The organism is Arthrobacter sp. B3I9, assembly GCF_030816935.1.
In the GTDB taxonomy this organism is placed as follows: Bacteria; Actinomycetota; Actinomycetes; order Actinomycetales; family Micrococcaceae; genus Arthrobacter.
The window spans coordinates 3,681,623-3,707,474 of record NZ_JAUSYO010000001.1 but is presented as its reverse complement, the minus strand read 5'-3'; the positions used below and the strand labels follow the sequence as shown (position 1 = coordinate 3,707,474).

General features: G+C 66.9%; 22 protein-coding genes, 1 tRNA gene and 1 pseudogene. 15 read left to right on the top strand and 9 right to left on the bottom strand.

Annotated features, from left to right (window positions below; translation table 11 throughout):
• Positions 1-90: 90 nt before the first annotated feature.
• The 7 genes and pseudogenes from QFZ65_RS17135 (at position 91) to QFZ65_RS17105 (ending at position 8,372) form a co-directional block, all read left to right on the top strand.
• The gene (locus QFZ65_RS17135) at positions 91-924 is read left to right on the top strand and encodes an NlpC/P60 family protein (protein ID WP_306911953.1); all 834 of its coding nucleotides are present in this window, start codon (positions 91-93) and stop codon (positions 922-924) included.
• 241 nt (positions 925-1,165) lie between these two features.
• Positions 1,166-1,666, top strand: a complete 501-nt coding sequence (locus tag QFZ65_RS17130) for an HNH endonuclease (RefSeq protein WP_306911952.1) — start codon at positions 1,166-1,168, stop codon at positions 1,664-1,666.
• 102 nt (positions 1,667-1,768) lie between these two features.
• Entirely contained in the window at positions 1,769-2,452 is a 684-nt protein-coding gene (locus tag QFZ65_RS17125; protein ID WP_306911951.1) for a molybdenum cofactor guanylyltransferase, read from the top strand.
• Entirely contained in the window at positions 2,449-2,736 is a 288-nt protein-coding gene (locus QFZ65_RS17120; RefSeq protein ID WP_306911950.1) for a DUF6457 domain-containing protein, read from the top strand. Before QFZ65_RS17125 ends, QFZ65_RS17120 begins: the two co-directional genes overlap by 4 nt.
• The gene (locus tag QFZ65_RS17115) at positions 2,733-4,295 is read left to right on the top strand and encodes a molybdopterin molybdotransferase MoeA (protein WP_306911949.1); all 1,563 of its coding nucleotides are present in this window, start codon (positions 2,733-2,735) and stop codon (positions 4,293-4,295) included. The genes QFZ65_RS17120 and QFZ65_RS17115 overlap by 4 nt, the downstream gene beginning before the upstream one ends.
• Before the next feature lie 78 nt (positions 4,296-4,373).
• Positions 4,374-5,244 (top strand): annotated as a pseudogene (fdhD, locus tag QFZ65_RS17110) (formate dehydrogenase accessory sulfurtransferase FdhD).
• Between the two features lie 95 nt (positions 5,245-5,339).
• On the top strand, positions 5,340-8,372 hold the full coding sequence (locus QFZ65_RS17105; RefSeq protein ID WP_306911948.1) for a glycoside hydrolase family 38 C-terminal domain-containing protein: 3,033 nt from the start codon (positions 5,340-5,342) through the stop codon (positions 8,370-8,372).
• A gap of 192 nt (positions 8,373-8,564) precedes the next feature.
• Here QFZ65_RS17105 and QFZ65_RS17100 read toward each other — a convergent pair whose 3' ends face one another.
• From QFZ65_RS17100 to QFZ65_RS17090, 3 genes are all read right to left on the bottom strand, one after another.
• The gene (locus QFZ65_RS17100; protein WP_306911947.1) at positions 8,565-9,290 is read right to left on the bottom strand and encodes a hypothetical protein; all 726 of its coding nucleotides are present in this window, start codon (positions 9,288-9,290) and stop codon (positions 8,565-8,567) included.
• A 141-nt stretch (positions 9,291-9,431) separates the two neighbouring features.
• Positions 9,432-10,145, bottom strand: coding sequence for a hypothetical protein (locus QFZ65_RS17095; protein ID WP_306911946.1), 714 nt, complete (start codon positions 10,143-10,145; stop codon positions 9,432-9,434).
• A complete protein-coding gene (locus QFZ65_RS17090; protein ID WP_306911945.1) occupies positions 10,142-10,873 on the bottom strand; it encodes a hypothetical protein in 732 nt (243 codons plus the stop codon). Before QFZ65_RS17090 ends, QFZ65_RS17095 begins: the two co-directional genes overlap by 4 nt.
• Before the next feature lie 255 nt (positions 10,874-11,128).
• Here QFZ65_RS17090 and QFZ65_RS17085 point away from each other — a divergent pair, with 255 nt between their 5' ends.
• Positions 11,129-12,829 carry an ABC-F family ATP-binding cassette domain-containing protein gene (locus QFZ65_RS17085; RefSeq protein ID WP_306911944.1) on the top strand — a complete coding sequence of 567 codons (1,701 nt, stop codon included), beginning with the start codon at positions 11,129-11,131 and terminating at the stop codon, positions 12,827-12,829.
• The gene (locus tag QFZ65_RS17080) at positions 12,826-14,739 is read left to right on the top strand and encodes an ABC transporter ATP-binding protein (protein ID WP_306911943.1); all 1,914 of its coding nucleotides are present in this window, start codon (positions 12,826-12,828) and stop codon (positions 14,737-14,739) included. Before QFZ65_RS17085 ends, QFZ65_RS17080 begins: the two co-directional genes overlap by 4 nt.
• On the opposite strand, the gene QFZ65_RS17075 is transcribed toward QFZ65_RS17080, so the two are convergent.
• From QFZ65_RS17075 to QFZ65_RS17060, 4 genes are all read right to left on the bottom strand, one after another.
• Positions 14,736-15,140, bottom strand: coding sequence for an NUDIX domain-containing protein (locus QFZ65_RS17075; RefSeq protein WP_306911942.1), 405 nt, complete (start codon positions 15,138-15,140; stop codon positions 14,736-14,738). The genes QFZ65_RS17080 and QFZ65_RS17075 overlap by 4 nt on opposite strands.
• Positions 15,137-15,631 carry a DUF6314 family protein gene (locus QFZ65_RS17070; protein WP_373427612.1) on the bottom strand — a complete coding sequence of 165 codons (495 nt, stop codon included), beginning with the start codon at positions 15,629-15,631 and terminating at the stop codon, positions 15,137-15,139. Before QFZ65_RS17070 ends, QFZ65_RS17075 begins: the two co-directional genes overlap by 4 nt.
• A gap of 1 nt (position 15,632) precedes the next feature.
• Positions 15,633-15,705: transfer RNA gene (locus QFZ65_RS17065), tRNA-Arg, on the bottom strand.
• A gap of 127 nt (positions 15,706-15,832) precedes the next feature.
• Positions 15,833-16,255 carry a nuclear transport factor 2 family protein gene (locus tag QFZ65_RS17060; protein WP_306911941.1) on the bottom strand — a complete coding sequence of 141 codons (423 nt, stop codon included), beginning with the start codon at positions 16,253-16,255 and terminating at the stop codon, positions 15,833-15,835.
• A 218-nt stretch (positions 16,256-16,473) separates the two neighbouring features.
• On the opposite strand from QFZ65_RS17060, the gene QFZ65_RS17055 reads away from it, so the two are divergent.
• The 3 genes from QFZ65_RS17055 (at position 16,474) to QFZ65_RS17045 (ending at position 19,427) form a co-directional block, all read left to right on the top strand.
• Positions 16,474-17,229: a DUF998 domain-containing protein gene (locus tag QFZ65_RS17055; protein ID WP_306911940.1), complete on the top strand. Its 756-nt coding sequence runs from the start codon at positions 16,474-16,476 to the stop codon at positions 17,227-17,229.
• A gap of 223 nt (positions 17,230-17,452) precedes the next feature.
• The gene (locus tag QFZ65_RS17050; RefSeq protein ID WP_306911939.1) at positions 17,453-17,914 is read left to right on the top strand and encodes a hypothetical protein; all 462 of its coding nucleotides are present in this window, start codon (positions 17,453-17,455) and stop codon (positions 17,912-17,914) included.
• Positions 17,904-19,427 carry a bifunctional diguanylate cyclase/phosphodiesterase gene (locus QFZ65_RS17045; protein WP_306911938.1) on the top strand — a complete coding sequence of 508 codons (1,524 nt, stop codon included), beginning with the start codon at positions 17,904-17,906 and terminating at the stop codon, positions 19,425-19,427. The genes QFZ65_RS17050 and QFZ65_RS17045 overlap by 11 nt, the downstream gene beginning before the upstream one ends.
• Before the next feature lie 109 nt (positions 19,428-19,536).
• Here QFZ65_RS17045 and QFZ65_RS17040 read toward each other — a convergent pair whose 3' ends face one another.
• Entirely contained in the window at positions 19,537-19,689 is a 153-nt protein-coding gene (locus QFZ65_RS17040; RefSeq protein WP_306911937.1) for a hypothetical protein, read from the bottom strand.
• A 198-nt stretch (positions 19,690-19,887) separates the two neighbouring features.
• On the opposite strand from QFZ65_RS17040, the gene QFZ65_RS17035 reads away from it, so the two are divergent.
• The gene (locus QFZ65_RS17035) at positions 19,888-20,913 is read left to right on the top strand and encodes a hypothetical protein (protein ID WP_306911936.1); all 1,026 of its coding nucleotides are present in this window, start codon (positions 19,888-19,890) and stop codon (positions 20,911-20,913) included.
• A gap of 263 nt (positions 20,914-21,176) precedes the next feature.
• Here QFZ65_RS17035 and QFZ65_RS17030 read toward each other — a convergent pair whose 3' ends face one another.
• The gene (locus QFZ65_RS17030) at positions 21,177-21,830 is read right to left on the bottom strand and encodes a hypothetical protein (protein WP_306911935.1); all 654 of its coding nucleotides are present in this window, start codon (positions 21,828-21,830) and stop codon (positions 21,177-21,179) included.
• A 117-nt stretch (positions 21,831-21,947) separates the two neighbouring features.
• Between QFZ65_RS17030 and QFZ65_RS17025 the strand changes: the two genes are divergently transcribed.
• Positions 21,948-22,766, top strand: coding sequence for an inositol monophosphatase family protein (locus QFZ65_RS17025; RefSeq protein WP_306912622.1), 819 nt, complete (start codon positions 21,948-21,950; stop codon positions 22,764-22,766).
• A gap of 314 nt (positions 22,767-23,080) precedes the next feature.
• Positions 23,081-25,585 carry a DNA helicase PcrA gene (gene pcrA, locus QFZ65_RS17020; RefSeq protein ID WP_373427645.1) on the top strand — a complete coding sequence of 835 codons (2,505 nt, stop codon included), beginning with the start codon at positions 23,081-23,083 and terminating at the stop codon, positions 25,583-25,585.
• Positions 25,586-25,852 lie beyond the last annotated feature (267 nt).

The window sequence follows — 25,852 nt, the reverse complement described above, 5'->3', positions numbered from 1 at the left end:
CGGGGCGATCCGGCGTACCCCCAAGATGCCGGAGCGTCCTTACTCCGCGCCTAAAAAGCGCGGTCCAAGGAACACGAAAGAGAGAACTTAATGACTACTCGTGCACACTCTGCACGGCACCGCGCCGAGGTCACCGAGACCAGGTCGCTTGCTGTCATTGCTAAGGCCGTCGGCGACAACGCTGGCACCATGGGCCGCCAGGCCGCCGTCGTAGCTGCCGCTTCCGGTCTCGTACTGACCAGCGGCATTGCAGCCAACGCCGCCGAAATCAACGTTCAGCGCGAGTCCACCTCCGCTTCCGCCTTCGAGGTGCAGTCCGGTGCGCCGGCCACCATTTCGGCCGCTTCCACCATTGCGATTTCCTATGAGAAGCCTGCCGTTTCCACCTCGCCGGCTCCTGTCGTCGAGGCCCCGAAGCCGGCCGTGGAGGTCCGGAACTCCGACGCCGGCACCCCGGCTGCCGCTAGCACCCCCGCCGCTGCGGGCACCCCGGCCGCCGCTGGCACCCCCGCCGCTGCGGGCACCCGGGCCGCCGCTGCCACGCAGGCTGCCGCCGGCACCTCGGCAAGCACGCAGGGTCTGTCCGTCGCCAGCGGCAGGGGAGCAACCATCGCTGCCGCAGCGTACGCCCAGCTCGGCGTGTCGCAGGACTGCACCGCGCTGGCCACGAAGTCACTGGCCGCAGCGGGCATCAACTTCCACGGCTGGCCGGCCGGATACCTGTCCCTCGGCCGCACGGTGAGCGCTGCTGAAGCTCTCCCCGGCGACCTTGCCTACTACCAGAACGGTGGCGTCGGCATGGCCCACATCGCCGTCTACGTCGGCAACGGCATGGCCGTGCACGGCGGCTGGAACGGCGGAACCACCGCACTGTACAGCGCCAACGTCGGCTCCGGCCCTGTCTTCATCCGCGTCGGCGGCTAAGCACCGCTCGTCAGCATCCGGAGGACCTCCGCCTTATGGCGGGGGTCCTCCTTGCTTTTCCCCCGGTCTTTTCCGGCCGGCATGGGGTTCTTTTCCGGCGGACACGAAGTTTGCCACGGACAAAAATTCGGTGATCTGGCCTTTCGGTGTTTACTCTTGTGGTGTCGATCCATAGCCCGACCATGCAGAGGGCAGCCGGCCCTCGTGCCCCTGGCGGGTGCGGCCGTGAAGAGGTATGCGGATGCGCACACTCGTTCTGAATGCTGGATATGAACCGCTCGCGGTAGTCACCTTCCGCCGGGCGCTCGTTCTTGTGCTTACCGGAAAGGCCAGCGTGGTGGCCGAAGGCGACGACCCCGTCGTCGGGCCACAGGACATCCTTGGCCGGCCGTCGGTGATTCTGCTGAATCGGTACATCCGGCCCCGGTATAACACCATTACGGCGGTCAGCCGGCGGGGGGTGCTTCGCCGGGACGGGCAACGCTGCGCGTACTGCGGCAAAGCCGCCCACACCATTGACCATGTCCAGCCCAAGTCCAGGGGCGGCGCCGATTCCTGGGAGAACCTGGTGGCCGCGTGCCTCCGGTGCAACAACGCCAAGGGTGATCACACCCCTGCGGAGATGGGGTGGAAGCTCGGCTTCGCGCCGGGCCCGCCAAAGGGTACGGTCTGGCAGATCAAGGAACTGGAAAAGCCCGCCCCTGACTGGGACCCTTTCCTGCTGCCGGAATCCGCCGCCTGACCTGCCCGCTGGTGTCAGCGTCCAACCTTTCACGAGTGCATGACGTCTCGCGCCGGTTGTCTCGCCGATGGGATCTCAGTGACGGCGCGCTAGGCTGGGCGGGTGGAATTCGATGCTGTCATTCTCGCCGGTGGGCGGTCCTCCCGGTTGGGCGGCACACCTAAGTCGCGCCTGGTCTCCGGCGGCCGGACCCTCCTTGAACTGACGCTGCGGGCCGCACGCGGAGCGGGGAGCGTGGTCGTGGTCGGACCGGACCCCGGACCGCTTCCGGCAGGGGTGCTGAAGTGCCGGGAAGAACCTCCGTTCGCCGGCCCGGCGGCCGCCCTTGCCGCCGGGATGGCTGCCCTCGAAGCCCACCGCGAGGCCGCCCGCCCGGCGCGGACCGTTCCCCCGTTGACCCTGGTGCTGGCCTGCGACATGCCCAGGGCCGCTGCCGCAGTCACCGCCATGCGCGAGTCACTTGCTGCCGGGGTGGAGGGGGATGGCGTCCTCGCGGTCTCAGCGGACGGGCGACGGCAGCCCCTCGCCGGCTTTTATGGCACGGCTGCGCTACAACGCTCGATTGCAGACGCCGCCCGGCGGGGCGCACTGGCAAACGCCTCTGTATTCGCCCTCCTTGCTAGTCTTGACGTACGGGGACTTCGTGTTCCCCCGGGTTCGACAGACGACGTCGACACCTGGGACGACGCCGCCGCGCTGGGTGTCTCCGGCCGCCCTCCGGCAGCTGTACCTGAGGAGCCGCCCGGAGCTGAAGGAACTGATCGCGACCTTGGAGGAAAACGGTGAAGAGCCAGGATGAAACTCTGGAAGACTGGTGCCGCGCACTGCTCCAGGCCTTCGAACTGGAAGAGGTCGAGGTCGACGTCAACGAAGTCCTGGCCCTTGCGGGCGTAGCGGCGCATGCCGTAGTGCGCCCTGCCGCCCCCTTGACGACTTTCATCGCCGGCCTCGCGGCCGGCCTGGCCTCCGGGGCCGGGCAGACCCCTGACACCGCATCGATGCAGGCCGCGATGGGCGTCGCCCGGAAACTTGCCCAAGGTTACGCCTCCGCCGAAGCCCCCGAGGCATGACGCCTGCGCCCCCTTCCGGTGGCGCTCCAGCCGCCGGAGGCAATCCGGCGCCCGGTGGAATACCGGACACCGGGGAGAATGCGACAGCCGAGCAAGCCACATGGGAGGAATCCGTACAGGAGCACGCCACAGCGGAGAATGTGGCAGCGGAGAAGGCGGCAGCGGAGCATGCCGCGGGCGAGAACAAGGGCGCCGCGGCCGGACCCGATGCAACGCACCGGCACCTGGCCCACACGTGGCAGGAGGCCCGGGAACTCGCGTTCCATTGCGCCGCGCCGATTCCCGCCGCGCCGGTGCCGCTGCGGAACGCTTTGGGGCGGGTCCTCGCCGCCGACGTCGAAGCGCTGCAGGACATCCCGCACTACGCGTCTTCGGCGATGGACGGCTGGGCTGTCAACGGCAGCGGCCCCTGGATCCTGGCCGAACCCGGCCAGCGGCTGGCTCCGCACCAGGCGAGCCCGATCGTTACCGGCGGTTTGATCCCGCCCGGGGCCAAAGCGGTGCTCCGCAGCGAGAGCGGCAGCATCGAACCCGATGAGGACGGCCTGCCGGTGCTGCGGACCAGCGGTGCCGCCAAGCCCGGTGAGCCCCGGAACGGGGAGCACATCCGCAAGGCCGGGGAGGAAGCGGGCGCGGGGGAGCTGCTGGTGAAGTCCGGCACGCTGCTCAATCCCGCCCATCTGGCCCTGGCGGCCCTCGCCGGCCACGACGTGCTCCCCGTCCTGGGCAAGCCCGTGGTCCGGCTGGTGTTTACCGGTTCGGAGGTTGTTCCGGCAGGAGTGCCGGAACCGGGCAAGGTCCGTGACACCTTCGGCCCGCAACTCGCCGGTGTGGTGGAGATGCTCGGCGGCATCTGCAGCGGCGCGGTCAAGATCGGCGACAGCTACCGCGAGTGGCTGGCCGCCCTCGAGGACCAGGAACCGGCTGGTCCTGAGGCTGCCGCGGAGGAGGAGGCCGACGTCGGGACTCTGCCTGCCGACGTCGTCATCACCACCGGGGGCACCGGCCGTTCCGGAACCGACCACCTGCGGCGCGCCGTCGACGAACTCGGCGGCCGGCTCCTGGTCGACGGCATCGCGATGCGGCCGGGCCATCCGGCTGTGCTGGCGGAACTGCCCGACGGACGCTTCATCGTTGGCCTGCCCGGTAATCCGCTGGCAGCGATGATGGCTCTTTCCACCTTGGCGGGACCGCTCCTGGCCGCACTCGGCCACGGACCAATCCCACCGGTGGTGGAGGTCCCCTGCGGTTCGACGATCGAGCCCGACCCTGGAAGGACCAGGCTGATGCCCTTCAGGCTGCTGTACGGGATGGCATCGCCGGCACAACACACCGGACCGGGCATGATGAGGGGGCTGTCGGCAGCCGAGGGCGTGCTGGTGGTGCCGCCCCACGGCGTCCAGCTGGGGGAGCTGGTCCCTGCCTTCGCCTTGCCGTGGGGTTCGCCGATCCCGGAACCGGGGAGCCCTGCGTCGAAGCCCAAGGCCGCTCCCAAACGTCCGGCCCGGAAGCCTGCGGGCACGGGCGGCCCGGTCGACTGGAGCGCCCTGTTCGACTGAACCCTGCTGGCTGTGGCTGGCGCTGGCACCACCGGCCGTTGCTTGGCATGATGATTGCATGTTGCTAAGGAGTTTCTGATGGGTCGTGTGACGCAGCGCCGCAAGGTGCACAAGATTGTCCTGGACGGCTCGCCGCAGGCCCTTGAGTTCCCGGTCCGGTACCGGGAGGACGTTCTGGCAGTGGAGGAGCCGCTGGAGATCCGGCCTGGGGCAACTTTCCTACTCCGTCACCATGCGGACGCCGGGAAACGACTTTGACCTGGTTGCCGGTTTCCTCGTTTCCGAGGGGGTGATCTGGAGCCCTGACCAGCTGGTGTCCCTCCGGTTCTGCGCCGGAGAGGACGAGAACGGGGTCCAGACGTTCAACGTCGTGGAGGCACAGCTGCGCCCCGACGTCGTGCTGCCCGATACCGGACGGAACGTCTACACGTCCAGTTCCTGCGGCATCTGCGGCACGGATTCCATCGAGGCGGTCCACAAGTCATCACACTTCAGTCCTGCGACGGACCCGCTCACGGTCCCGGTGGAGGTCCTCGCGTCCTTGCCGGACGCGCTCCGGGAAGCCCAGTCCGTGTTCGAGGTGACCGGCGGCGTGCACGCCGCGGGGCTGTTCCGGATTGCCGACGACGGCTCTGCCGAACTGCTGTGCCTGCGCGAGGATGTAGGCCGCCACAACGCGGTGGATAAGGTGGTCGGCTGGGCGCTGCGTGAGGGGCTGCTGCCCCTGAGCGGGACCGTACTGCAGGTCTCCGGCCGGGCCTCGTTCGAACTCGTGCAGAAAGCGTCCCTGGCCGGCATCCCCGTGCTGACGGCCGTCAGCGCGCCATCGAGCCTCGCCGTCGAACTCGCCGAGGCGAGCGGAATGACTCTCGCCGGGTTCAGCCGCGGCACATCACTCAACGTATATGCGGGACGCGGCCGGATCTCAGTCCCGGCCCCGGTGACGTAGCAGCGGCCTTGGCTGGATGCCGAAGCGCGGAGTAGGTTTTATCCATTGATTGGACCCACTCCGGCTTTATCCATTCCGGCGCTAAGAGGAACACCTTGCACGATGACCGCCGTCTCACGGAAGTCCGGCTGGACCGCTTTCTGCGCGAGCGCATCATTCCGGCCGTTTACCCGCGCAGCGCCCCGCTCGAGCTGAGCAGCTGGGAGGTGCCCGACGAACCGGTTCCGGTCATGGAGGCTCTCCAGCAGGACTTCGCTCCGCAGGAACACGGCGCGCCGTGGGGCCGGCCCTGGAGCACCACCTGGTTCCGGATTCAGGGGGAGGTGCCGGATTCCTGGGGAACCACGCCGGACACCGCGGTGGAGGTCGTCGTGGATCTCGGGTTCGGCACGGACCTTCCGGGATTCCAGTGTGAGGGCATCGCCTGGCGGCCCGACGGCAGCATCATCAAGGCGGTCTCCCCGAGGAGCCAGTACATCCCGCTGAAGCTTCTCGGCAGCGGCATGTCCGTCGATTTCTATGTCGAGGCAGCCGCAAACCCGGACCTCTCGCAAGGATGGACCTTCGCGGCAACCCCTTTCGGGGACAAAGCGACATCGGGCACGGCGCCGATCTACCGGCTGGGCCAGATCTTCATCGCTGAGCTGAACCAGACCGTCTGGGAGCTGCAGCAGGACATCTGGACGCTGAGCGGCCTCATGCACGAGCTGCCCAGGGACCAGCCGCGGCGCCACGAGATACTGCGGGCACTCGAGCGCATGCTGGACGTCCTGGATCCCGACGACGTCCCCGGAACCGCTGCCGCCGGCCGCGCCGCGCTCGCCGGTGTCCTGGCCGGACCCGCCAACGCCTCCGCGCACCGGCTCGTGGCCACCGGGCATGCCCATATCGACTCCGCCTGGTTGTGGCCGGTGCGGGAAACCGTCCGCAAGTGCGCCCGGACGTTCTCGAATGTGGTCGCCCTCATGGACGAGAACCCCGAGTTCGTATTTTCCTGCTCCTCGGCCCAGCAGCTGGCCTGGATCAAGGAATACTATCCGGAGCTGTTCGGCCGCATCCGGGAAAAGGCCAAATCGGGCCAATTCGTTCCCGTGGGCGGCATGTGGGTTGAGTCGGACACCAACATGCCCGGCGGTGAGGCTCTGGCCCGCCAGTTTCTGGAAGGCAAGAGCTTCTTCCTGGACGAATTCGGCGTGGAATGCCAGGAAGCGTGGCTGCCGGACTCCTTCGGCTACTCCGGGGCCCTCCCGCAGATCGTCAAGGCCGCCGGCACCAAGTGGTTCCTGACCCAGAAGATCTCCTGGAACCAGGTCAACAGGATGCCCCACCACACCTTCAACTGGGAGGGGATAGACGGCACCCGGCTGTTCACCCACTTCCCTCCGGTGGACAGCTACAGCTCCGAACTCAGCGGCCGCGAACTCGCCCACGCTGAACGGAACTACCGCGACCACGGCCGCGGCACCATGTCGCTGGTCCCGTTCGGCTACGGCGACGGCGGCGGCGGCCCCACGCGGGAGATGCTGGCGGCGGCGCTCCGCACGGCGGACCTTGAAGGATCCCCGAAGGTGCAGCTCGGTTCCGCAGCCAACTTCTTCGCCCGGGCCCAGGCCGAGTACGATCCGCTCCCCGTCTGGGTGGGGGAAATGTATCTGGAACTCCACCGCGGCACCTACACGAGCCAGGCCAACACCAAACGTGGCAACCGGCGCAGCGAACACCTGCTGCGGGAGGCGGAGCTCTGGTGCGCCACGGCTACGGTCCGCACCGGGTACCGGTACCCGGCGGAGGAGCTCAAACGCCTCTGGCGGCTGGTCCTGCTGCAGCAGTTCCATGACATCCTCCCCGGCAGCGCCATCGCCTGGGTCCACCAGGACGCCGAACGCAACTATGCCGCCGTCGCCGACCATCTCGAGGTGATTATCTCCGGTGCCGCCGCTGAGGTGCTCGGCGCCGGCGAGCGGGACTTCCTGCTCAATGCGGCGCCGCACGGGAGGCATGGTGTCCCGGCCCTGGCCGGGGCCGAACCGGTCCGCCCCGGCCAGCCGGTGCGCGTGACCGAAGCCGGGGGCGGATACGTCCTGGACAACGGGCTGATCCGGGCCGTGGTCAGCCCCGACGGATTGCTGGCGTCCCTGACGGACTACGCCAGCGGCCGGGAGGCGATCGCGCCCGGGCACTTCGGAAACCTGCTGGAGCTGCACCGGGACACGCCCAACGCCTGGGACGCCTGGGACATTGATTCCTTCTACCGCCGCAATGTCCTCGCGCTGACAGAGGCGCACTCGGTCACGCTGGAAAGCGATCCCGGAGGGGAAAGCACGGACGCCGTCGTCGTGGTGGAGCGGCTGGCCGGGGCCTCGCCGGTGACCCAGCGCATCTCGCTGTCCCCGGGCGCCGATTCCCTGTCGATCACGACGACGGTCGACTGGCAGGAGAGGGAGAAACTCCTCAAGCTTGGCTTTGCCCTCGATGTCCGCGCGGACCGGTCAGCCGCGGAGACGCAGTTCGGACACGTTTTCCGCGACACCCACGTCAATACCTCGTGGGCAGCGGCCAAGTTCGAAATCTGCGCGCACCGCTGGATCCATGTTGGCGAGCCCGGGTACGGCGTCGCCGTTTCGAACACCTCCACCTATGGCCATGACGTCACCCGGGATGTCCGTGACGACGGAGGGACCACCACCACCGTGCGCCTTTCGCTGCTCCGGGCGCCGAAGTTCCCCGACCCGGGCGCGGACCGCGGCCGGCACGAGCTGGGGGTGACGATCAGGCCCGGTGCCAGCATCGCCGACGCCGTCGAAGAGGGCTACCGCACCAACCTTGCACCGCGGATTGCCAAGGGAGCCCACGGAATCGAACCGCTGTTTACCATGTCCAACCCGGCTCTAGTGATCGAGGCGGTCAAGCTCGCAGAGGATGGTTCCGGGGACGTGGTGGTGCGCGTGTACGAATCCCTCGGCGAGCGTTCGGCCGGTCTGGTGACGGCCAACTTCGAGGTGACGGGTGCCTACACCGTCGATCTGTTGGAGCGTCCGGTGGACGCCCCTGGTGTGACTGCGGGCCGGAATTCGGCGGAGCTGGTGCTCAGGCCCTTCCAGCTGGTGACCTTGCGGTTTGTCCGCTGAGCGCCAAAAAGGGTGTTAAACAGGCTGAGTGGGAGCGGTCCAGATTGGACCGCTACCACTCATCCCCCCAATGGCGCTCGGACGACTTCTTCGGCCCCGCACGGCTTACTTCCGTTCACGAAGCTTTCGTCGCTTTCACACATTCATGATTCTCTCACGGTCTAATGATTTTGTGAATGGTTGCCAGAACTTCTACCGGAATGTTGCGCGCGTGTGACCCCGCGGCTGGGCAATCAGGCCGGCGAACCAGAACAGTGCGAGGCCTACGACATACCCCAGGACCGCTGAATAATTGGCCAGGTGCTGCCCTAGGGCAAACCGGGGCGGGGCGAAGCACGCCGGAACGCTGAGCACCACGGCGACGGCGCCGAGAAGGGTCGCGAGCGCGCCGGCACGTACAAGCGGCGGCAGCCGGCTTCGGATGGCGTCCAGCAGGGGTGGCACCAGGATGACGGAGACGAACGCCGGATAGCTGCGTCCGGCGGCGGCGTACAGCGGACCGAGGACAGCATTGCGCCCGTCGCCCGAGAGCCCTTCCAGACCGGCGGACGAGCCCCGGGTGTCCATGAGGAAGAAGATTATGCCAATTGCGAGGCAGCTGATTCCGAGGGCCCACCGCCCCGGCCTGCCTGCGATGAAACGGTATCCCCGCTCCGCTCCGAGGCCTTTGGTGACCCGGAGGCCGATCAGCAGGACCGTGGCGAACACCAGGTACCGCAGGACCAGATTGGTGACGTTCCAGCCGCCGAGGGCCCGGTCGATAGCTTCGTAGGGCCCCGAAACGGCCAGCAGACTGCACAGCGTGGCCAGCAGCAGGATACCGAAAACGGTCCGGTTTCGGCCCCTCACGGCATCCGGGACGCGGAGCAAGAGAACCGTGCAGCACACGACGAGCGTGGCCCATTCAAGGGCTATCATCGTCCCCAGCTCGCCCACATCGGTCGCCCGCCCAACTCAGAATCCTTTCCCTCGAAGTCAGTCTGCTGCTTTAAATTCGTTCCGCCACTGTCGTTCCCGGCCATCGATATGCCCCGCCGGCCCGTCGCCCATCTGATCACCTTAGCGGCGCACCCGGTTGGCCATGAGGCTGGACACCCAGACCAACGTCAGTCCAACCGTGAAGCACAGCGCCGAGGTGTAGTTGATGACGTACTTTACAAAGCCAGCTTCCCGGGGGATCAGCGGATAGAGCGACCCCAAAGCCAGGGTTGCGAACGCCACGGTCAGCAGCAATGCTGCCAGGCGGATGGCTTTGGGCAGTCTCTGGCTGACGGCCCGGCACGTGGCGGGAAGGACGCAGACTGCCACAAAGGACGGATACAGGCGACCTGCTGCCGCATACCCTTCAATGAGGGCCGCATTCTCGGGGCTCCTTGACGGAAGAGAGTTCAGCCCCGTCGCAGTGCCTGTAGTGTCCGCCAACAGGAAAAGTGCCACGGTTGCGATACCGACGGCGCACAGGACACCAAGACCGAGCGGACCGACGACGAGGCGGATGCTCTCCGGGGCGTCGAAGGCCTTGGCTATCCGGTAGCCGGCGAGGAGCACCGTGCTGTAAACAACGAAGCGCAGGATCAGGTTCGCGTAGTTCTCGGCGCCGAGCCACGAATCCACCACCCTATAGGGGAGGTCGATGCTCAGGAGAATGGCGATGGTTGCCAGTACGAAGAGGCCGAAGACGGACCGGTTCTGGCCCCGCAGGGCGCTCGGGATGCGGGCGATGGCCACGACGGCACAAAGTGCCAGCGTTGTCCATTGCAGCACGGCAATCATCCGAGGTTCTCCCAAATCTTGTCTGTTTGTGCCTGTTCGTGCTCCTGGCGCCGGAGGGCCTTTCCCAATGCCTGCAACCGTTCCCCTGCGAGTGCCGTGAGCTCTCCATCCGACAGTGCAGCCAAGGCTGACTGCTTCGCGTCCGGCGCCCAGCCGGCCTCTTCCTCGGTGATGAGGCCGGTGGCGACGAGCCCGCCGGTGGATCCCACTCCGGCCGCTCGGGCGGTGGCGACGGCCAGCTCCGGTGAAAGCCGGTTTGCCGTCAGCTGCGCCGAGAAGTTCTGGGGCGCCACCCTGGTGGCTTGCGACACCCGGTGCCGCAGCTCGCCGTCGTCGATCGCGTCCACCCAGTTGCGGACCGAGGTCCCATGCGGGGCGGGGATGAGGGCGGACAGCCCGTCCCCGCCGCCGTGCGCAGGGGAGGAACGCTCGATGACCGCGCGCAGCAGGTCCACCGTGGCAATCTGGCTGACGAGTTCGGCGGCAGTGGGCGGTTGCTGTTCGTCGGCGAGTTCCGCGAAGTTCGGAAAGGAACCCAGGGCCGCCAGGGGACTGAGCCCCAGGGCGCGGGAGATGCGGACAAGCGTGGTTTCCGCCACCTTGCCGCGCACCAGTTGCTGGGCAAGGGTGGTGCGTTTGATGCCGGAAATCCTGCAGATGTCCGCGGTGGTTGCCGTCGGGGCAACACCATGAAGCCAGAGTTGAAACGCTTTGGCTGGTAAGGGCATCTACGGCTTCCTGCAGGCTCGGTGGGCGGGCGGCATAGGTCGTGCGCTGGCGCAGGATCTTCCGGGGCGGATTTTACGGGAGGGCCTGATTGAACTATGCTAGTTGGTCGAACCCGCTGGTCCGTACACCCCCCAAGTCCGGACCAGCGGGTTCCTTTGCGTCCGGCGGAATCCAGCCGCCGGCGCCGGTGTTTGGCTGGCGTGGGGGATGCCCCTGCGGGCGCCCGGATCCGGCCGCGGTGAGAGGATGGACTAATGACTGCAACCCTTGTTGCCAAAGACCTTTCCGGTGGTCACGACCACCGCACCCTCTTCTCAAAACTTTCCCTGACTGTCGCGCCAGGCGACGTGGTCGGCGTCGTGGGTGCCAACGGCGCCGGCAAATCAACGCTGCTCCGGCTGCTGGCCGGCGTCGACGCGCCACAGGAGGGCACGGTCAGCCTTGCCCCCGCGGACGCCTTCGTGGGCTGGCTGCCGCAGGAACATGAACGCGTTGCCGGTGAAACCGTGGGCGGGTACATCGCCCGCCGGACCGGATGCGCCCAGGCGACCCTCGAGGTGGAGTCCACTGCCGAGGCCCTGGGTTCCGGCGCCGCGGGGGCAGATGACGCCTACTCCCTGGCCTTCGACCGCTGGATGGCGTCCGGCGCGGCCGACCTTGAGGACCGCATCCGGCCGGTGCTCGCCGACCTCGGCCTGGAGGTGGGGCCCGACGCCGGCATGACCGGGCTCTCCGGCGGCCAGGCCGCCCGGGTGGCGCTGGCTGCCCTGCTGCTGAGCCGCTTCGACATCGTCCTTCTGGATGAGCCCACCAATGACCTGGACCTGAACGGCCTCGCCCGGCTCGAAGCGTTCGTGCAGGGCCTGCGCGGCGGGGCGGTCCTGGTCTCCCACGACCGCGAATTCCTGGCCCGCTGCGTGACCACCGTCGTGGAACTGGACCTGGCCCAGAACGCCGTGGCCGTCTACGACGGCGGATATGAGTCCTACCTCGAAGAACGGGCGGTGGCGCGCCGTCACGCCCGGGAACGCTACGAGGAGTTTGCCGCCACCAAGGCGGACCTCGTCTCGCGTGCCCGGACGCAGCGGGAGTGGAGCTCGCAGGGCGTCCGGAACGCCATGAAGAAAAACCCGGACAACGACAAGATCCGGCGTGCTGCCAGCACCGAGTCCTCCGAAAAGCAGGGACAGAAGGTCCGGCAGATGGAGTCCCGCATCGCGCGCCTGGACGAGGTGGAGGAACCGCGCAAGGAATGGCAGCTGCAGTTCAGCATCGGCCAGGCCCCGCGCTCCAGCGCCGTCGTGTCGACGCTGCGCGACGCCGTGGCGCGGCAGGGGGACTTCACCCTGGGGCCGGTGAACCTGCAGCTGAACGCGGGCGAACGGATCGGCATCACCGGGCCCAACGGCGCCGGCAAGTCCACCCTGCTGCGCCTCCTGCTCGGCGTGCAGGCGCCCGATGCCGGCGCCGCCTCCATGGGCGCCTCGGTGGCTGTGGGCGAGATCGACCAGGCGCGCGGGCTGCTGGCCGGTGAACTGAAGCTGGGCGACGCGGTGGAAGCCGTCCTGACGGACATGACGCCCGCCGAAGTCCGCACCCTGCTGGCCAAGTTCGGGCTCAAGGCCGACCACACCTCCCGCCCGGTCGACTCGCTCTCGCCCGGGGAGCGGACCCGGGCCGCCCTGGCGCTGCTCCAGGCCCGCGGCGTGAACCTGCTGGTCCTTGACGAGCCCACCAACCACCTTGACCTGCCTGCCATCGAACAGCTCGAGGAAGCCCTCGAAAGCTACGACGGTGCGCTGCTCCTGGTCACCCACGACCGCCGGCTGCTGGAGAACGTGCGCCTTGACGCACGCTGGAACGTGGACAACGGCGTCGTCACCGAACTGCTGGGGGACACCTCCCCGGCATCCTCAGGCGGACAAGGTACCGCCCCGAAAGGCACCAACAAATGAGCATGGACCGGGTTGCCTGGAGCTCCCTTTACAACATCACGCGCGCCTCGAGCGGCTCCAAGCCGTTCTCGAAGGAGACGCTCAAGCGCGTGCTCGGCTTCGCCCGGCCGCACCGGGGCAAGCTGATCGCCTTCGTGCTGCTCTCGATCCTGATGGCCGTGCTGGCCGTCGCCACCCCGGTCCTCGCAGGCCAGGTGGTGGACGCGATCATCGCCCACGCTGAGTCCGGCACGGTGCTCTGGCTGGCATCGCTGATCGCCATCGTCGCCGTGGCCGAAGCGGGGATCGGCCTGGTGACGCGCTGGCTGTCCTCCACCATCGGCGAGGGCGTGATCGTGGACCTGCGCACCAAGGTGTTCGACCACGTCCAGAAGATGCCGATTGCCTTCTTCACCCGCACCCGCACCGGCGCGCTGGTCAGCCGGCTGAACAACGACGTGATCGGCGCGCAGTCCGCCTTCGCCGGCACCCTTTCCGGCGTGGTGAGCAACGTCGTCGCCCTCGTCCTGACGCTCGTGGTCATGCTGGGCAAGTCCTGGCTCGTGACAGTGCTGGCGATGATCCTCTTGCCGATCTTCCTGATCCCGGCCCGCCGGATGGGTTCGAAGCTGGCGGACCTGCGCCGGGAGGCCGCAGAGCACAACGCCGCCATGGGCACGCAGATGACCGAGCGGTTCTCCGCCCCGGGTGCCACGCTGGTGAAACTCTTCGGCCGCCCCGATGAGGAGTCCCGCGAGTTTGCCCTCCGGGCGGGACGCGTCCGGGACATCGGGGTGCGTACGGCCATGCTGCAGTTCACGTTCGTTACGGCCCTGACGCTCGTCTCGGCCCTTGCCCTGGCGCTCGTCTACGGGCTGGGCGGCTGGCTGGCGCTCGGCGGGCAGCTGGCAGCCGGCGACGTCGTCGTGCTGGCGCTGCTCCTGACGCGCCTCTACGCCCCGCTCACCGCGCTGTCCAACGCCCGGGTGGAGATCATGAGCGCCCTGGTCAGTTTCGAGCGGGTCTTCGAGATCCTGGACCTCCAGCCGCTCATCCAGCAGAAACAGGATGCGGTGGCCTCGCCGCCGGGCCCGCTCGCGGTCGAGTTCGACGACGTCCGCTTCGCATACCCCTCCGCGGACAAGGTCTCGCTCGCGTCGCTCGAGGACGTGTCCACGCTCGACACACGCGGCGGCGAGGAGGTGCTGCACGGCATCAGCTTCCGGGTGGAACCCGGCCAGACGGTCGCCCTCGTGGGCTCCTCGGGTGCCGGCAAGTCGACCATCGCGCAGCTGCTCTCCCGCCTGTACGACGTCGATTCCGGCGCTGTCCGCTTGGGCGGCACCGCGCCGGGCACCGGCGTGGACGTCCGCGACCTCACGTTCGATTCAATGCGCCAGACCCTCGGCATGGTGACGCAGGACGGGCACCTGTTCCACGAAAGCATCGCCTCGAACCTGCGGTTGGCCCGCCCGGACGCCACCGAGGAGCAGATGTGGGAGGTGCTGCGGCGCGCCCGGCTCGAGTACATGATCCGGTCCCTGCCCGACGGCCTGGACACCGTGGTGGGGGAGCGCGGCTACCGGCTCTCCGGCGGCGAACGGCAGCGCCTGACCATCGCCCGGCTGCTGATCGCGCAGCCGCGCGTGGTGATCCTGGACGAGGCCACGGCCGCCCTGGACTCGACCAACGAAGCCGCGGTGCAGGAGGCCCTCGGCGCCGCCCTGGAAGGCCGCACCGCCGTCGTGATTGCCCACCGGCTCTCCACGATCCGCGCCGCCGACGCTATTTTGGTGGTGGAGGACGGCTCGATCGTGGAGCGCGGCACCCACGCTGAGCTGCTCGCCGCTGATGGCCGCTACGCGGAGCTGTACCGGACCCAGTTCGCCGAGGCGACGGCTGTCGCCGAGGAGGCCGTGCCGGAGCACTAGCCCGGCAGGCCCCCCAGGGCCGGCAGCACGTGGTCGGTCAGCAGCGGGGCAAGGTCATCCGGCAGGTCTGCGGCCAGATCCAGCCAGCGGATCTCGGCAATCTCGGCGGAGGGCCGGGCGCTCCAGGTCCCGGGCGCGGTGAAGACAGTGGCCTCGATCTGGGTGGCCGGCTCGTTCGCGGCGTCGGCGAGCCAGGTACCCAGCAGCGCCAGTGCCTCCGGCGCCAGCACGATCCCCACCTCTTCTTCGAGCTCGCGGGACGCCGTCTGGGCTGGGCTCTCGCCCGCCTCGGGCTTCCCGCCAGGATGCATGAACATGTCCGTGCCGCGTTTGCGGACGGTCAGGAGGCGTCCGGCGTCGTCGAAGACGCAGACGGCGGAGACCACAATGAGCGGGTTCACGCAGCCGCGCCCGGCACACGGCGAAGCACGGATTCGAGCAGCTGGTCCTTGGCTGGCCCGGTGACGTCCCAGCGGTAGCGGAACTCGTCCGGCCCCACCAGGGTGTACTCCACCCGGTAGTCGTCCGGATCGCACCAGTGCTCCGCGTGGCTGGTGTCGGTGCCGAACCCCATGCGGTGGAACGGGCGGCCGTCGGGAAAGAACATGTCCATCGTGTCCGGGGCTCCGGAGGGGCGCAGCAGGTACTCCCGGCTGGCCGATGAGGTGAACGGCGTTCCGCTCGAGGTGGTCCAGGCGACGGTGCCTTCTTCGCGGAAGCGGAGGGCGCCGTCGTCGTCAGGGCCGCTAAGGGGGGTGAAGCGCACGACGCCGGTGAAGGTTCCGCGGGTGCCGGTGGACCGGTCCAGCAGTGTGCGTTCCACGCTCCAGCTGCCCTGCAGATAAGCGCGGAGGTCGAAGTCCGGAGCGGTGCCCGATGCTGGCAAGTTCAAGTGCCCTCGATTGGAATCGAACCAACGACACCGGCTTTAGGAGAGCCGTGCTCTATCCACTGAGCTACGAGGGCGGGCGTCCGCGCTGGTCGGCCGTTGGCCGGCCCCGTTCGGACACGGATATAAGCATACAAGGTGCCCCTAGGGTTTTCGTCAACGTGCTTGGGAGGGCCACGCCGCATCCATCGCCTGATTCCGGTGTCAATGTCCTAAAACGGCGTCCGGGGCCTTCGGCGTGGTGATCGGATCCGCGTGGCGGTGCACAAGTGCCCAACGGTTCCCTTCGAGCCGGTAAATGCTTGTAACCCGCAGGTCAAATGGCGACGCTTCATCGCCCCCTCCGACCTTGGCTTGCCAGTGTTCCATGTCCAAAAAACAGGCGAGATCTGTAGTGACGTGCTTGGTGAGGGCATCAATAGCCGTGACGCGTCCATCTTTGAATCGTGCCGCCGCTGATTCGAGGGCTCCCGATACTCGCTCCCGGCCCACCACCGGCGGGCCCCAGGGATTAGCAAGAGAGACATCTCCGCTGTGGGAAAACATGGCCTTGACGGGCTCCGGGTCGCCTCTAGCAAAGTCATTCAACGCTTGATGAAACTGGTCGATAACCTCGTCAAGCTGCATTGGTCCCACCTTCTGGCTCCTCGGGGGCGTCTCGCGTATGCGCATCCTAGCGGTTCCGGGCCGGCCCGTCACTGGTCTCCTGGTCCTTCAAAACCTGGCGGTACTTGTGCGGAGACGGATGGAGGCAACGGTTCGGGACCAACAGGCCAGCACACCCCAAACTGCCACCAGAACCACGCTCAAGCACACCAGGGTGGACGCCGTACTACGCTCTTGGCATGACAGCCCCAGCTCCGGCCGCACCGGAAGACGTTCTGTACATCCCCGATGTGGCTACCACCAGGTTTTATGTCGGAGCCCTCGCCCTGCTCAGCGTGCTCCAGTATTTCGTGGCCGAGTCGGCCGTGATCGGGGCGTGGGCGGGCCGGCAACCCTACAGCCGCCGGACGGGCTACATCAGCGATCTTGGCGCCCTGAACTGCGGCGTGTTCGACGGCCGTGACGTGTGCTCCCCGGCCCACCTGCTGATGAACGCCTCGTTCGTGGTGCAGGGCGTCGGGATGATGGTCGGGGCGCTGCTGCTGAGCTCGGCCCTGCTGTGCGTTGCTGCGCGGAGCGGCGTCATGATCCAGCGGCGCGCCGGCCGGCGCTCGCCGTCGCGCGTTGCCCTAGGCGCACGGCTGTCCAGTTTCACCGCGGGGGCCGGCACCGTTGTTGTGGGCCTGGTGCCGGAGGATGTGGGGTCCGGCTGGCACGAGGCAGGGGCAGTAACGTATTTCGTGGCGGGGGCACTGTCCCTGTTGCTCCTGGGCTGGCTTTGGGTTCGGCAGACCCCGCTGGGCTGGTTCATCCTCGTTTGCGGCGGGGTGACCCTCGGAGCACTCATCACGGCCGGAGTGACCGGAATGGCAGTGCCGGAACCGGGGACCCTGGAGCGGCTGATGGGGTACCCGATCACGATCGGCATGGCAGCGGGAGGTTTGGTGGTCGCCCAGCGCGTGCGGAGTGCGGTTGTAACGCGGGCCGCCGGGTGACGACTGCGCAACCCTTGGTGTTTGTGTCTTCGAAGTGAGCGGGTCTGCATTATCATGAGGGCACTCACCGGAACGTTCCGGTGGCTCGTGCGCGAGCTGTCTGTCCGTGCATGCCGGGTTGCCGATTTTGTAGTCTATGGGGACGAATGTTTGATCAGCTAGCCTCGCCGCGTTTTGATGCAGTGGTTGCCTCCCGCAGGCGAGCCTGGCGGGGTCCCGTCCGATGACCGTTGAAGCGCTGGCCACGCCCGAAGAACGCCTCCCCAACCGCACGGCGTCCGCCGTCGCCCCTGCCCGTACCCCCGATGCCGCGTCCGGTGAGGCTGCTCCCATCGGAGTGCGCCCGCTGGAAAACGGAATGATCCAAATCACCCTGCCTCCGAACGAGGAAATCGCGGGAGCCGAGGCGCGGGCTGCCGGGGCCGCCGTCCGTGCCCTCGCGAATGGCAGGCGAGTGCCGGTAGTGGTCGTCATCACCGGAGTGCTTGGCGTCAGCGTCGAGGCGCGGCAGGTTTACGTTTCATCAATCGCCGCTTCCGCCTTCGCACTGGTGGGTGAAACCCCGGTGGACCGCGTCATTGCCCACTACTTGTTGCGCTCCAAAACCGAGAAGGTCCCTGCGCAGTTCTTCACGTCGGAGGCAGCGGCTGTCGAGTGGTTAGGGCAATACGCGAGTGAGCACTGATCCTCCTGACCCCAGGCTGCACGCCCTGGTCGAGGGTATTGTCCGGATTGCCGGCGGTGACCTGAGCACCAGGATCCCGCACTCCGGAGCGCGCGACGACATCGCTGCCGTCATCGCCGGCATCAACCTGATGGCCGACGACCTGCAGACCATCTACCAGGAACTGGAAGAGCGCGTCGAGAGCCGCACCGCGATGCTCCGCCAAGCCCAGGTCGAGCTGGAGCGGATGGCGCTGACCGACCCGCTGACGCAGTTAGCCAACCGGACGGCCCTCAACTCGGCGCTGAGCCACGCCCTGGCGGAAACCTCGCGGGGCGAAATGCCGCCGGCGCTGCTGATCCTCGATCTGGATTCGTTCAAGGGCATCAACGACTCGCTGGGACACAGCGCGGGAGATGACGTCCTCCGGGTTATTGCCAAACGGTTGCAGGACTCGGTACGGGAGACGGATACCGTGGCCCGCCTCGGCGGCGACGAGTTCGCCGTCATGCTTCCCAAATCCACCCTCGTCCGGGCGCGCCGGGTAGCCAACAGGATTCTCAAAGCGCTCAGCGAGACCGTCGACGTCGGTGATCTCCGGATCACCTGCGGCACGAGCATCGGGGTGCGTGTTGCCGAGCCCGGGCAGTCGGTTGACGATCTGGTGATGGAAGCCGACACCGCCATGTATGCGGCCAAGGCCCAGCCGCAGAGCAGCGTCAAGGTGTTCGAACCCGCGCTGTTGCATGCCCGCCGGCTTCAGAGCGTGATGATCAGTGAGATGCGCGAAGCGATCCGCGAGGACCAGCTCACCCTGCACTATCAGCCCGTGGTGGAGCTTGCGACCGGCCGCATGGAAGGCGTTGAGGCTCTAGTGAGGTGGAACCACCCGAGCCGGGGCCTGCTCATGCCCGACCAGTTCATTCCGCTGGCCGAAGAGACGGGCATGATCCTGGATCTCGGCCACTGGGTTCTGAAGAACGCCGTGCGTCAGCTGCGGGACTGGCAGCGGGAGCTGGACCTGGATCCGACCTTCAACGTACGGGTCAACATCTCGACAACCGAGCTGCAAGATCTGGACCTGATTGAACACGTCCGTGACATCCTCCGTGAAACGGGGGTTGACGCTGCGAATCTCGTCGTGGAGCTGACAGAGTCCATGGCCGTGAACGGCGGTGACGTCGACAGATACTCCCTGAGCGGACTCCGGCGGCTAGGGGTTCAGCTGGAGATCGACGACTTCGGCACCGGCTATTCCTCGATCAGCTACCTGCGCAAGCTGCCCGTCAACGTCGTGAAGATCGACCGCAGCCTGATCGACGGGCTGGGCGGTGACGAGGAACAGGGGAACTTCGTCGAGGCAGTGCTCCACCTCATTCACGCCTGCGGGCTCAAGGCCGTCGCCGAAGGTATCGAGACTGCAGAGCAGGCCTCAGAGCTGGCGCGGCTGGGTTGCGCCAGCGGGCAAGGCTATTATTTCGGCCGGCCCGTTCCGGCGTCGAGACTGGCGGAAATGATCAGCGAAGCGCGGTAGCGCCGCCGGTCCGCTCATCCGGCGGCCGGTGTTCGTTCGGGAGTAAAGCAAAAACGGCGGGTACCGGACCCAATGGCCCGGTACCCGCCGTCGCGGCTTGCTCCGTCAGTTAGTTCTTCGGAGTCGAGTTCGGCCACCAGTTAACAGCCTGAACAGAGCCCTGCCCGGCGTTGTCGCTGCTAGCGGAGATCGCAGAGGTTGCGGAGAGGCCGGCAACGGCCAGTGCACCGGCGACGATGAGTGTTGCAACTGATTTCTTCATGAGTGCTCCTGATACGTAAGTGACTGCTGTGACTAGGGGTACATCGCCAGTATAGGGGCGGGTGCGCTTCTGTTTGATAACAATTGGGACCTTTGTACCGGATCCTGTGTTGGCTGCGCCAGTCCTGCGCAAGTCCTTCACTGTTCCTGCTTGCGGGCTTTGTTCATTTCCGCTTCTAGCACGACGGATAATTGACCCATGCCAAGGAACACCGTTTCACCGCTTTACGCGACCGCCGAACTGCAGGCCTATGAGCACCGGACCAATCATGCCTTCAGCGACGCAGCCGTCAGCGCGCACAGTGCCGCGGAAATTGCCCTCAGCGAAGGAGACGCGGACTCCTGGTGGAAGATGACGTTCCTGCAGGCAGAAAATCTCCTCGACGCCGGGGATTTCGCTGCCTGTGCAGCGATAGCAGCGTCGCTGGTCGGCGGTCATGCTGCAACCAACGCACCACACGTCCAAGCCCAGGCATACATCCTTCTGGCCATGGCCCGCCAAGGCGAGGGTGCGTTGGAAGAGGCCGCAGATGCGGCGCGCGCTGCGGTGGCACTGGTCGCAGACGAGAATGAGATCGAAACGAATGTGAAGGCGCGCCAGGCCCTAATCGCTGCGTTGGCTGACAGCGGGAGGCTGGAGGAGGCCTGGACGGAAAGCCTCGGCTTGGCCGATGCTATCGAGACAGAGGTCGACGATCAGCTGGCCGGCAAGGGCTACTGGGTCATCGGCAACGTCGCCTTCCTTTACAACAAGGTGGAAGAAGGCCTGCACTACCACGAGCTCGCCGCGGCAACCCTTTCGCCCGCCAGAAACCTCGATATCTGGGCAAAATTCAACAAGGCCTCGGCGGCTATGCGGCTGGCGGCCGATGTAGCCGACGCGGACACCCTGCGCTGCATTGAACGTGCGGAGCTGGCCACGGACATCATCGGCGGAAGTTCCAACGACTACCTGCTGATGAAGCTGAACCGGGCCCACTGGAACTTCCTGGCGGGAGAGGCGCAGGCAGCAATTGATCTTCTGGACCAGATTCGTGCGGACCCGGATAAGCCGTCACCCCAAATCCTTGGCGAGGCCTGTCTTCTGCTGGGCCGTGCGCACTTGAAGATAGGCAACCGCGACGCGGCGCGGGACCATCTGCTACATGCCGCCGAACACTTTGAAGCGGCCGGAGCCCAGCAACGCGCTGCGCAGGCCAGGGACCTCCTCTCTACCGAGGGCTGATCTCCGCTAGGCCCGTTCTCTTGGCGGGGCCTGCCCCTTTCGAGGCGGGGACATGCCCACTCTCAGACGCTACGGATGGACATGTCCTCCGGGCGGTGCTACGCCACGGGGACATGCCCCCCGGAACCCACCAAGAATGGACATAGCGGGATAATGTCCAGTGGCGAGGACAAGGACTGTGCATGTCCCGTGGTGCTGACTGCTACGAGTGGGCATGTCCCGTGGTGGTGGCGCTACTGGTGGCATGTCCCGTGGTGGTGGCGCTACGGGTGGGCATGTCCCGCGGGTTGGGCAGCGGACGGCGCGGGCTTCCGGCCGAGGAACACCGCAGCGGCGCCGGCCAGGAGGCTGAGCAGCAGTAGCACCCAACCGGCCACGGTGAGGCCGGACGCGAGAGCCACCTGGCCGGCGTCGACGGTCTCGGCGGACATCATGGCGTCTATGGTCGCATTGCCCCACAGCCGCACAGCGGCAAAAACCAGCGGAATGGCCCAAAGCGCCCAGCGCCAGGACTTGCGCGCCACATTCGTACCGATCAACAGCAGCCAGCTGAAGCCGAAAATCAGCGGGAAGAGTGTGCCCGCCGTCTTGTGGACGTAATTGAGCTGGCCGCGGGCATCCTGATCCATCGCGGTCCGCAGCTGCTCCACGAAGCGCTGGTCGAAGCCGCCGACCAGGGAATCCGGCATGGCCAGGCCGCCGGAAAGCTGGGTGAGCTGGTTCAGGGTGAGCAGGTGGAGGTACCAGAACAGGAACAGACTGGCCACGACGCCCGCGATCAGGATCAGATTGCTGTTGCTCTGCGCTTTCTGCGGCGTCCGTTTGGTGCTGGGATTGATCACCGGCGGTAGCTCATGCTGCGGAACGACTGCCTTGGCGCCGTGCTTCTTGATTCGCTGTGCGGGGGTTTTGGCCATGGCTACATTATCGCGCGGCCCAGCGTCCTGACTGGCCTTGCCTGTTCACCACCGCTGGCCGCCGATAGGGTGGAAGGCGTGACCGAACTAGGAAAACACCGGCTGGGCCGGCACAGCATGGCGGATCTCGACCCCGGCCTGGACGACTATCAATTGGCCGAGGCCCTCGTGCGGGAATCCGGACAGCTGGCATTGCTGATGCGGGAGGCCGGGCTGGAAGGCCAGCAGAAGACCTCGGTCTCGGATGTTGTCACTGCCGCGGACCATGCTGCCGAGGCATATGTTCTGGAGCAGCTTCGGCGCTGCCGGCCGGATGACGGCATTCTCGGTGAAGAGGGCGCCTCGGTGGCCGGAACGAGTGGACGCACGTGGGTCATCGACCCGGTGGACGGAACCTACAACTTCCTGCATGGGTCGACCTATTGGTGTTCCGCGATCGCGTTGAAGGACTCCTCTGGTGTGCTGCTCGGCGCGGTCTTCCAGCCGGAGGAGGACAAGCTCTGGCTGGGCGGAACCGCCCGGGCCACGACGCTGAACGGGGAACGGCTGACCAGCTTCGAGCCCGGGAGCGCCGACGGTTCCAGCAGGGCGGATACTCCGCTCTCCGAACTCGGAGCCGCCACGTATATCCATCCCACCTGGCTAGCAGACCCGATGTGCGCCATGCCGTGGCATGCGGCCGCGACGTCGGCGGCGTCGCTGCGGATGAACGGGTCAGGCTCGTGCGACCTCAGCCGCGTGGCCGACGGGCAGGTAGGCTGCTGGTTCCAGCACAGCTGCCCCGAATGGGACTGGCTTCCCGGCAAGGCGCTGGTCTTCGCGGCTGGCGGCGCGGTCGACGTCGTCCGGGTCAATGGACTGGAGTGGTTCCTGGCCGGAGGCGCGAGGGCTGTTCGGGAGCTCCGTGCCGCCCTCGAGTCCGGCTCCGTCGTCTAGCAGCGGCCGTTTCGCGCCTTTCCCCGCGGGACATGCTCATTGTTCGGCTCCGGTGCGGGGGAGATGCTCAGTTTTGGGCCCATCCGCGGGACATGCTCATTGTTCGGCTCCGGTCCGGTGCGACATGCCATTCTTGGACCCAGCCCGGTGGGGCAAGCTCATTGTTCGGCTCCGGTCTGGGGGGCATGCTCATCCTTGGCCGCGAAGGATGGACATAGTGGCTGCATGTCCAATGGCCCTAAGCTGGGGAGGGCATGTCCCGTGGGGCGGACGCTGCTGTCGGTGGCACCGCCTAGACTTGTTAAACCATGGATATGTTGTTTGACCCTTTCGCCGACGGACCCTTCCAAGCTGCCACCAGGACGGCGACGGCCACTAAATCGTCCGCCGGAACAGGCACGGCCGCGGTGGGATCCGGGGCCGGATGGATGCCACGCGGCGCAGACGACGGACGCGCGGGGGACCACGACCGGCCCAAGCTGCCCGGTGCCGCCGAGCTCCTGGAGGGCCTGAACCCGCAGCAGGAAGAGGCGGTCAAACACGCCGGCAGTGCCCTGCTCATCGTGGCCGGTGCCGGCTCGGGCAAGACGCGTGTGCTGAGTAACCGCATCGCCTATCTTATTGCCACCCGGCGCGCCCACCACGGCGAGATCCTCGCGATCACGTTCACCAACAAGGCTGCCGCCGAAATGCGGGAGCGGATCGAGCACCTGGTCGGCGGCCGTGCCAAGACGATGTGGATCTCCACGTTCCACTCCTCCTGCGTCCGGATCCTGCGGCGCGAAGCCAAGAACATCGGCCTGAACTCCAACTTCTCCATCTACGACTCCGCGGACTCGCTGCGCCTGATCACGCTCGTGGCCAAGAACCTGGACCTCGATCCTAAGCGGTTCGCGCCCAAGGCCATCCAGCACAAGATTTCCGCGCTCAAGAACGAGCTCATCGACGCGGACAGCTACGCCTCCAGCGCCAACTACAACGACCCCTTCGACCAGGCCGTCGCCGAGGTCTTCAAGGGCTACACCCAGCGCCTGCGCCAGGCCAACGCCATGGACTTCGATGACCTGATCGCCGAGACCGTTTACATGTTCCGGGCCTTCCCGGCGCTCGCCGACTCCTACCGGCGCCGGTTCCGCCACGTTTTGGTTGACGAATACCAGGACACCAACCATGCCCAGTACGCGCTCGTCCGCGAGATCGTCGGTGAAGGCCCCGGCGCGGCCGAGCTGACCGTCGTCGGAGATTCAGACCAGTCCATTTACGCCTTCCGCGGCGCGGACATCCGCAACATCGTGGAGTTCGAAAAGGACTACCCCGACGCCCGGACCATCAAGCTGGAACAGAACTACCGCTCCACCCAGACGATCCTCAGCGCCGCGAACTCGGTGATCTCCCGCAACCCGAACCGCCCGGAAAAGCGGCTCTGGACGGCCGAGGGCGACGGCGAGAAGATCGTCGGCTATGTGGGTGAGAACGAGCATGACGAGGCCCAATTCATCGCCAAGGAGATCGACCGGCTGCAGGATGAGGGCAACCTCCGCCCCGGCGACGTCGCGATCTTCTACCGCACCAACGCCCAGTCCCGCTCCATCGAGGATGTCCTGGTCCGCGTGGGCCTGCCCTACAAGGTGGTCGGAGGCACCCGCTTCTACGAGCGCAAGGAAATCAAGGACGCCCTCGCCTACCTGCGGGTGCTGGTCAACCCCGACGACGACGTCAACCTGCGCCGGATCCTGAACGAACCCAAGCGCGGCATCGGCGACCGTGCCGAAGGGGCCGTGGCCTCCCTCGCCCAGCGCGACCGGATCTCCTTCATGGCCGCCGCCCGCCGCGCCGAGGAAGCGCCGGGCATGGCCACCCGGTCCGTCAACGCCGTGCTCGGCTTCGTGAAACTGCTGGACGACCTCGCCGAAGTGGCCTCCGGCTCAGGTGCCGCCGCGGCGCTCGAAGCCGTGCTGGAACAGACCGGCTACCTTGCCGGGCTGCGCTCCAGCACCGACCCGCAGGACGAGTCGCGGGTGGAGAACCTCGCCGAGCTGGTCGCCGTCGTACGCGAATACGAACAGGAAAACCCGGAAGGATCGCTGGGCGCCTTCCTGGAGCAGGTCTCGCTGGTGGCCGACGCCGACCAGATCCCGGACGCCCCCGGGGCCGACATCGACGCCGCCGTCGCCGAAGCCAAGCGGCTCGGCGTCGTCACCCTGATGACCCTTCACACCGCCAAGGGACTCGAATTCCCGGTGGTGTTCCTGACCGGCATGGAGCACGGGCTGTTCCCGCACCAACGCTCCGCCACGGACCCGAAGGAGCTGGCGGAGGAACGCCGGTTGGCCTACGTGGGCCTGACCCGGGCCCGGAAGCGGCTGTACCTGACCCGTTCCGAGGTGCGCAATATGTGGGGTCAAAGCCAGTACAACCCGGCCAGCCAGTTCATCGAGGAGATCCCGTCCGAGCTGGTTGAGTGGAAGCGCGAAGGCTCCAGCCGGCAGGCCGGGGGCTGGGGGAGCGGTGGCTCCATCGGTTCCAGCCGCTACAGCGGGTCGTTCTGGGGCGCCGGCACCGCGCGTGGCACGGAGGCTAGCGCGTCCGCTGGCTTCAACGCCGACGTCCCGGCCGCCATCGCCAAGAACCGGGTACAGCCGCAGAAGGAGATCGTTGCCGTCAGCGTGGGGGATAAGGTCAACCACACGAGCTTCGGGAACGGCACCGTCCTGGCGGTCGAAGGCGCGGGGGACAAGACCGTGGCCAAGGTTAAGTTCGATATCGGCGAGAAGCGGCTCCTGCTGCGCTACGCCCCGCTGACCAAAGTCGAGGCGTGACCAAAGTCGACGCGTAGCCAAAGTCGAAGCGTAGCCAGCGCCGGGACGTAGCGGCGCAGCCACTGCGGGCCAAAGCTGCGCCGCGTGTGCCAACGCCATCGGAGGCAGCCTGTTTCGGTCACCGACGGAACCGTTACGGACCAATCTCGGACACCTCAACCGGGCCCTGCTGAGCCCGTCGAAGGGCCGAAAAACCCCGGAATCTAGCGGATTTTCTACGCTCCATAGAATAGTGTCCTTACTCACAGAACGGGTACTCTGGAACGG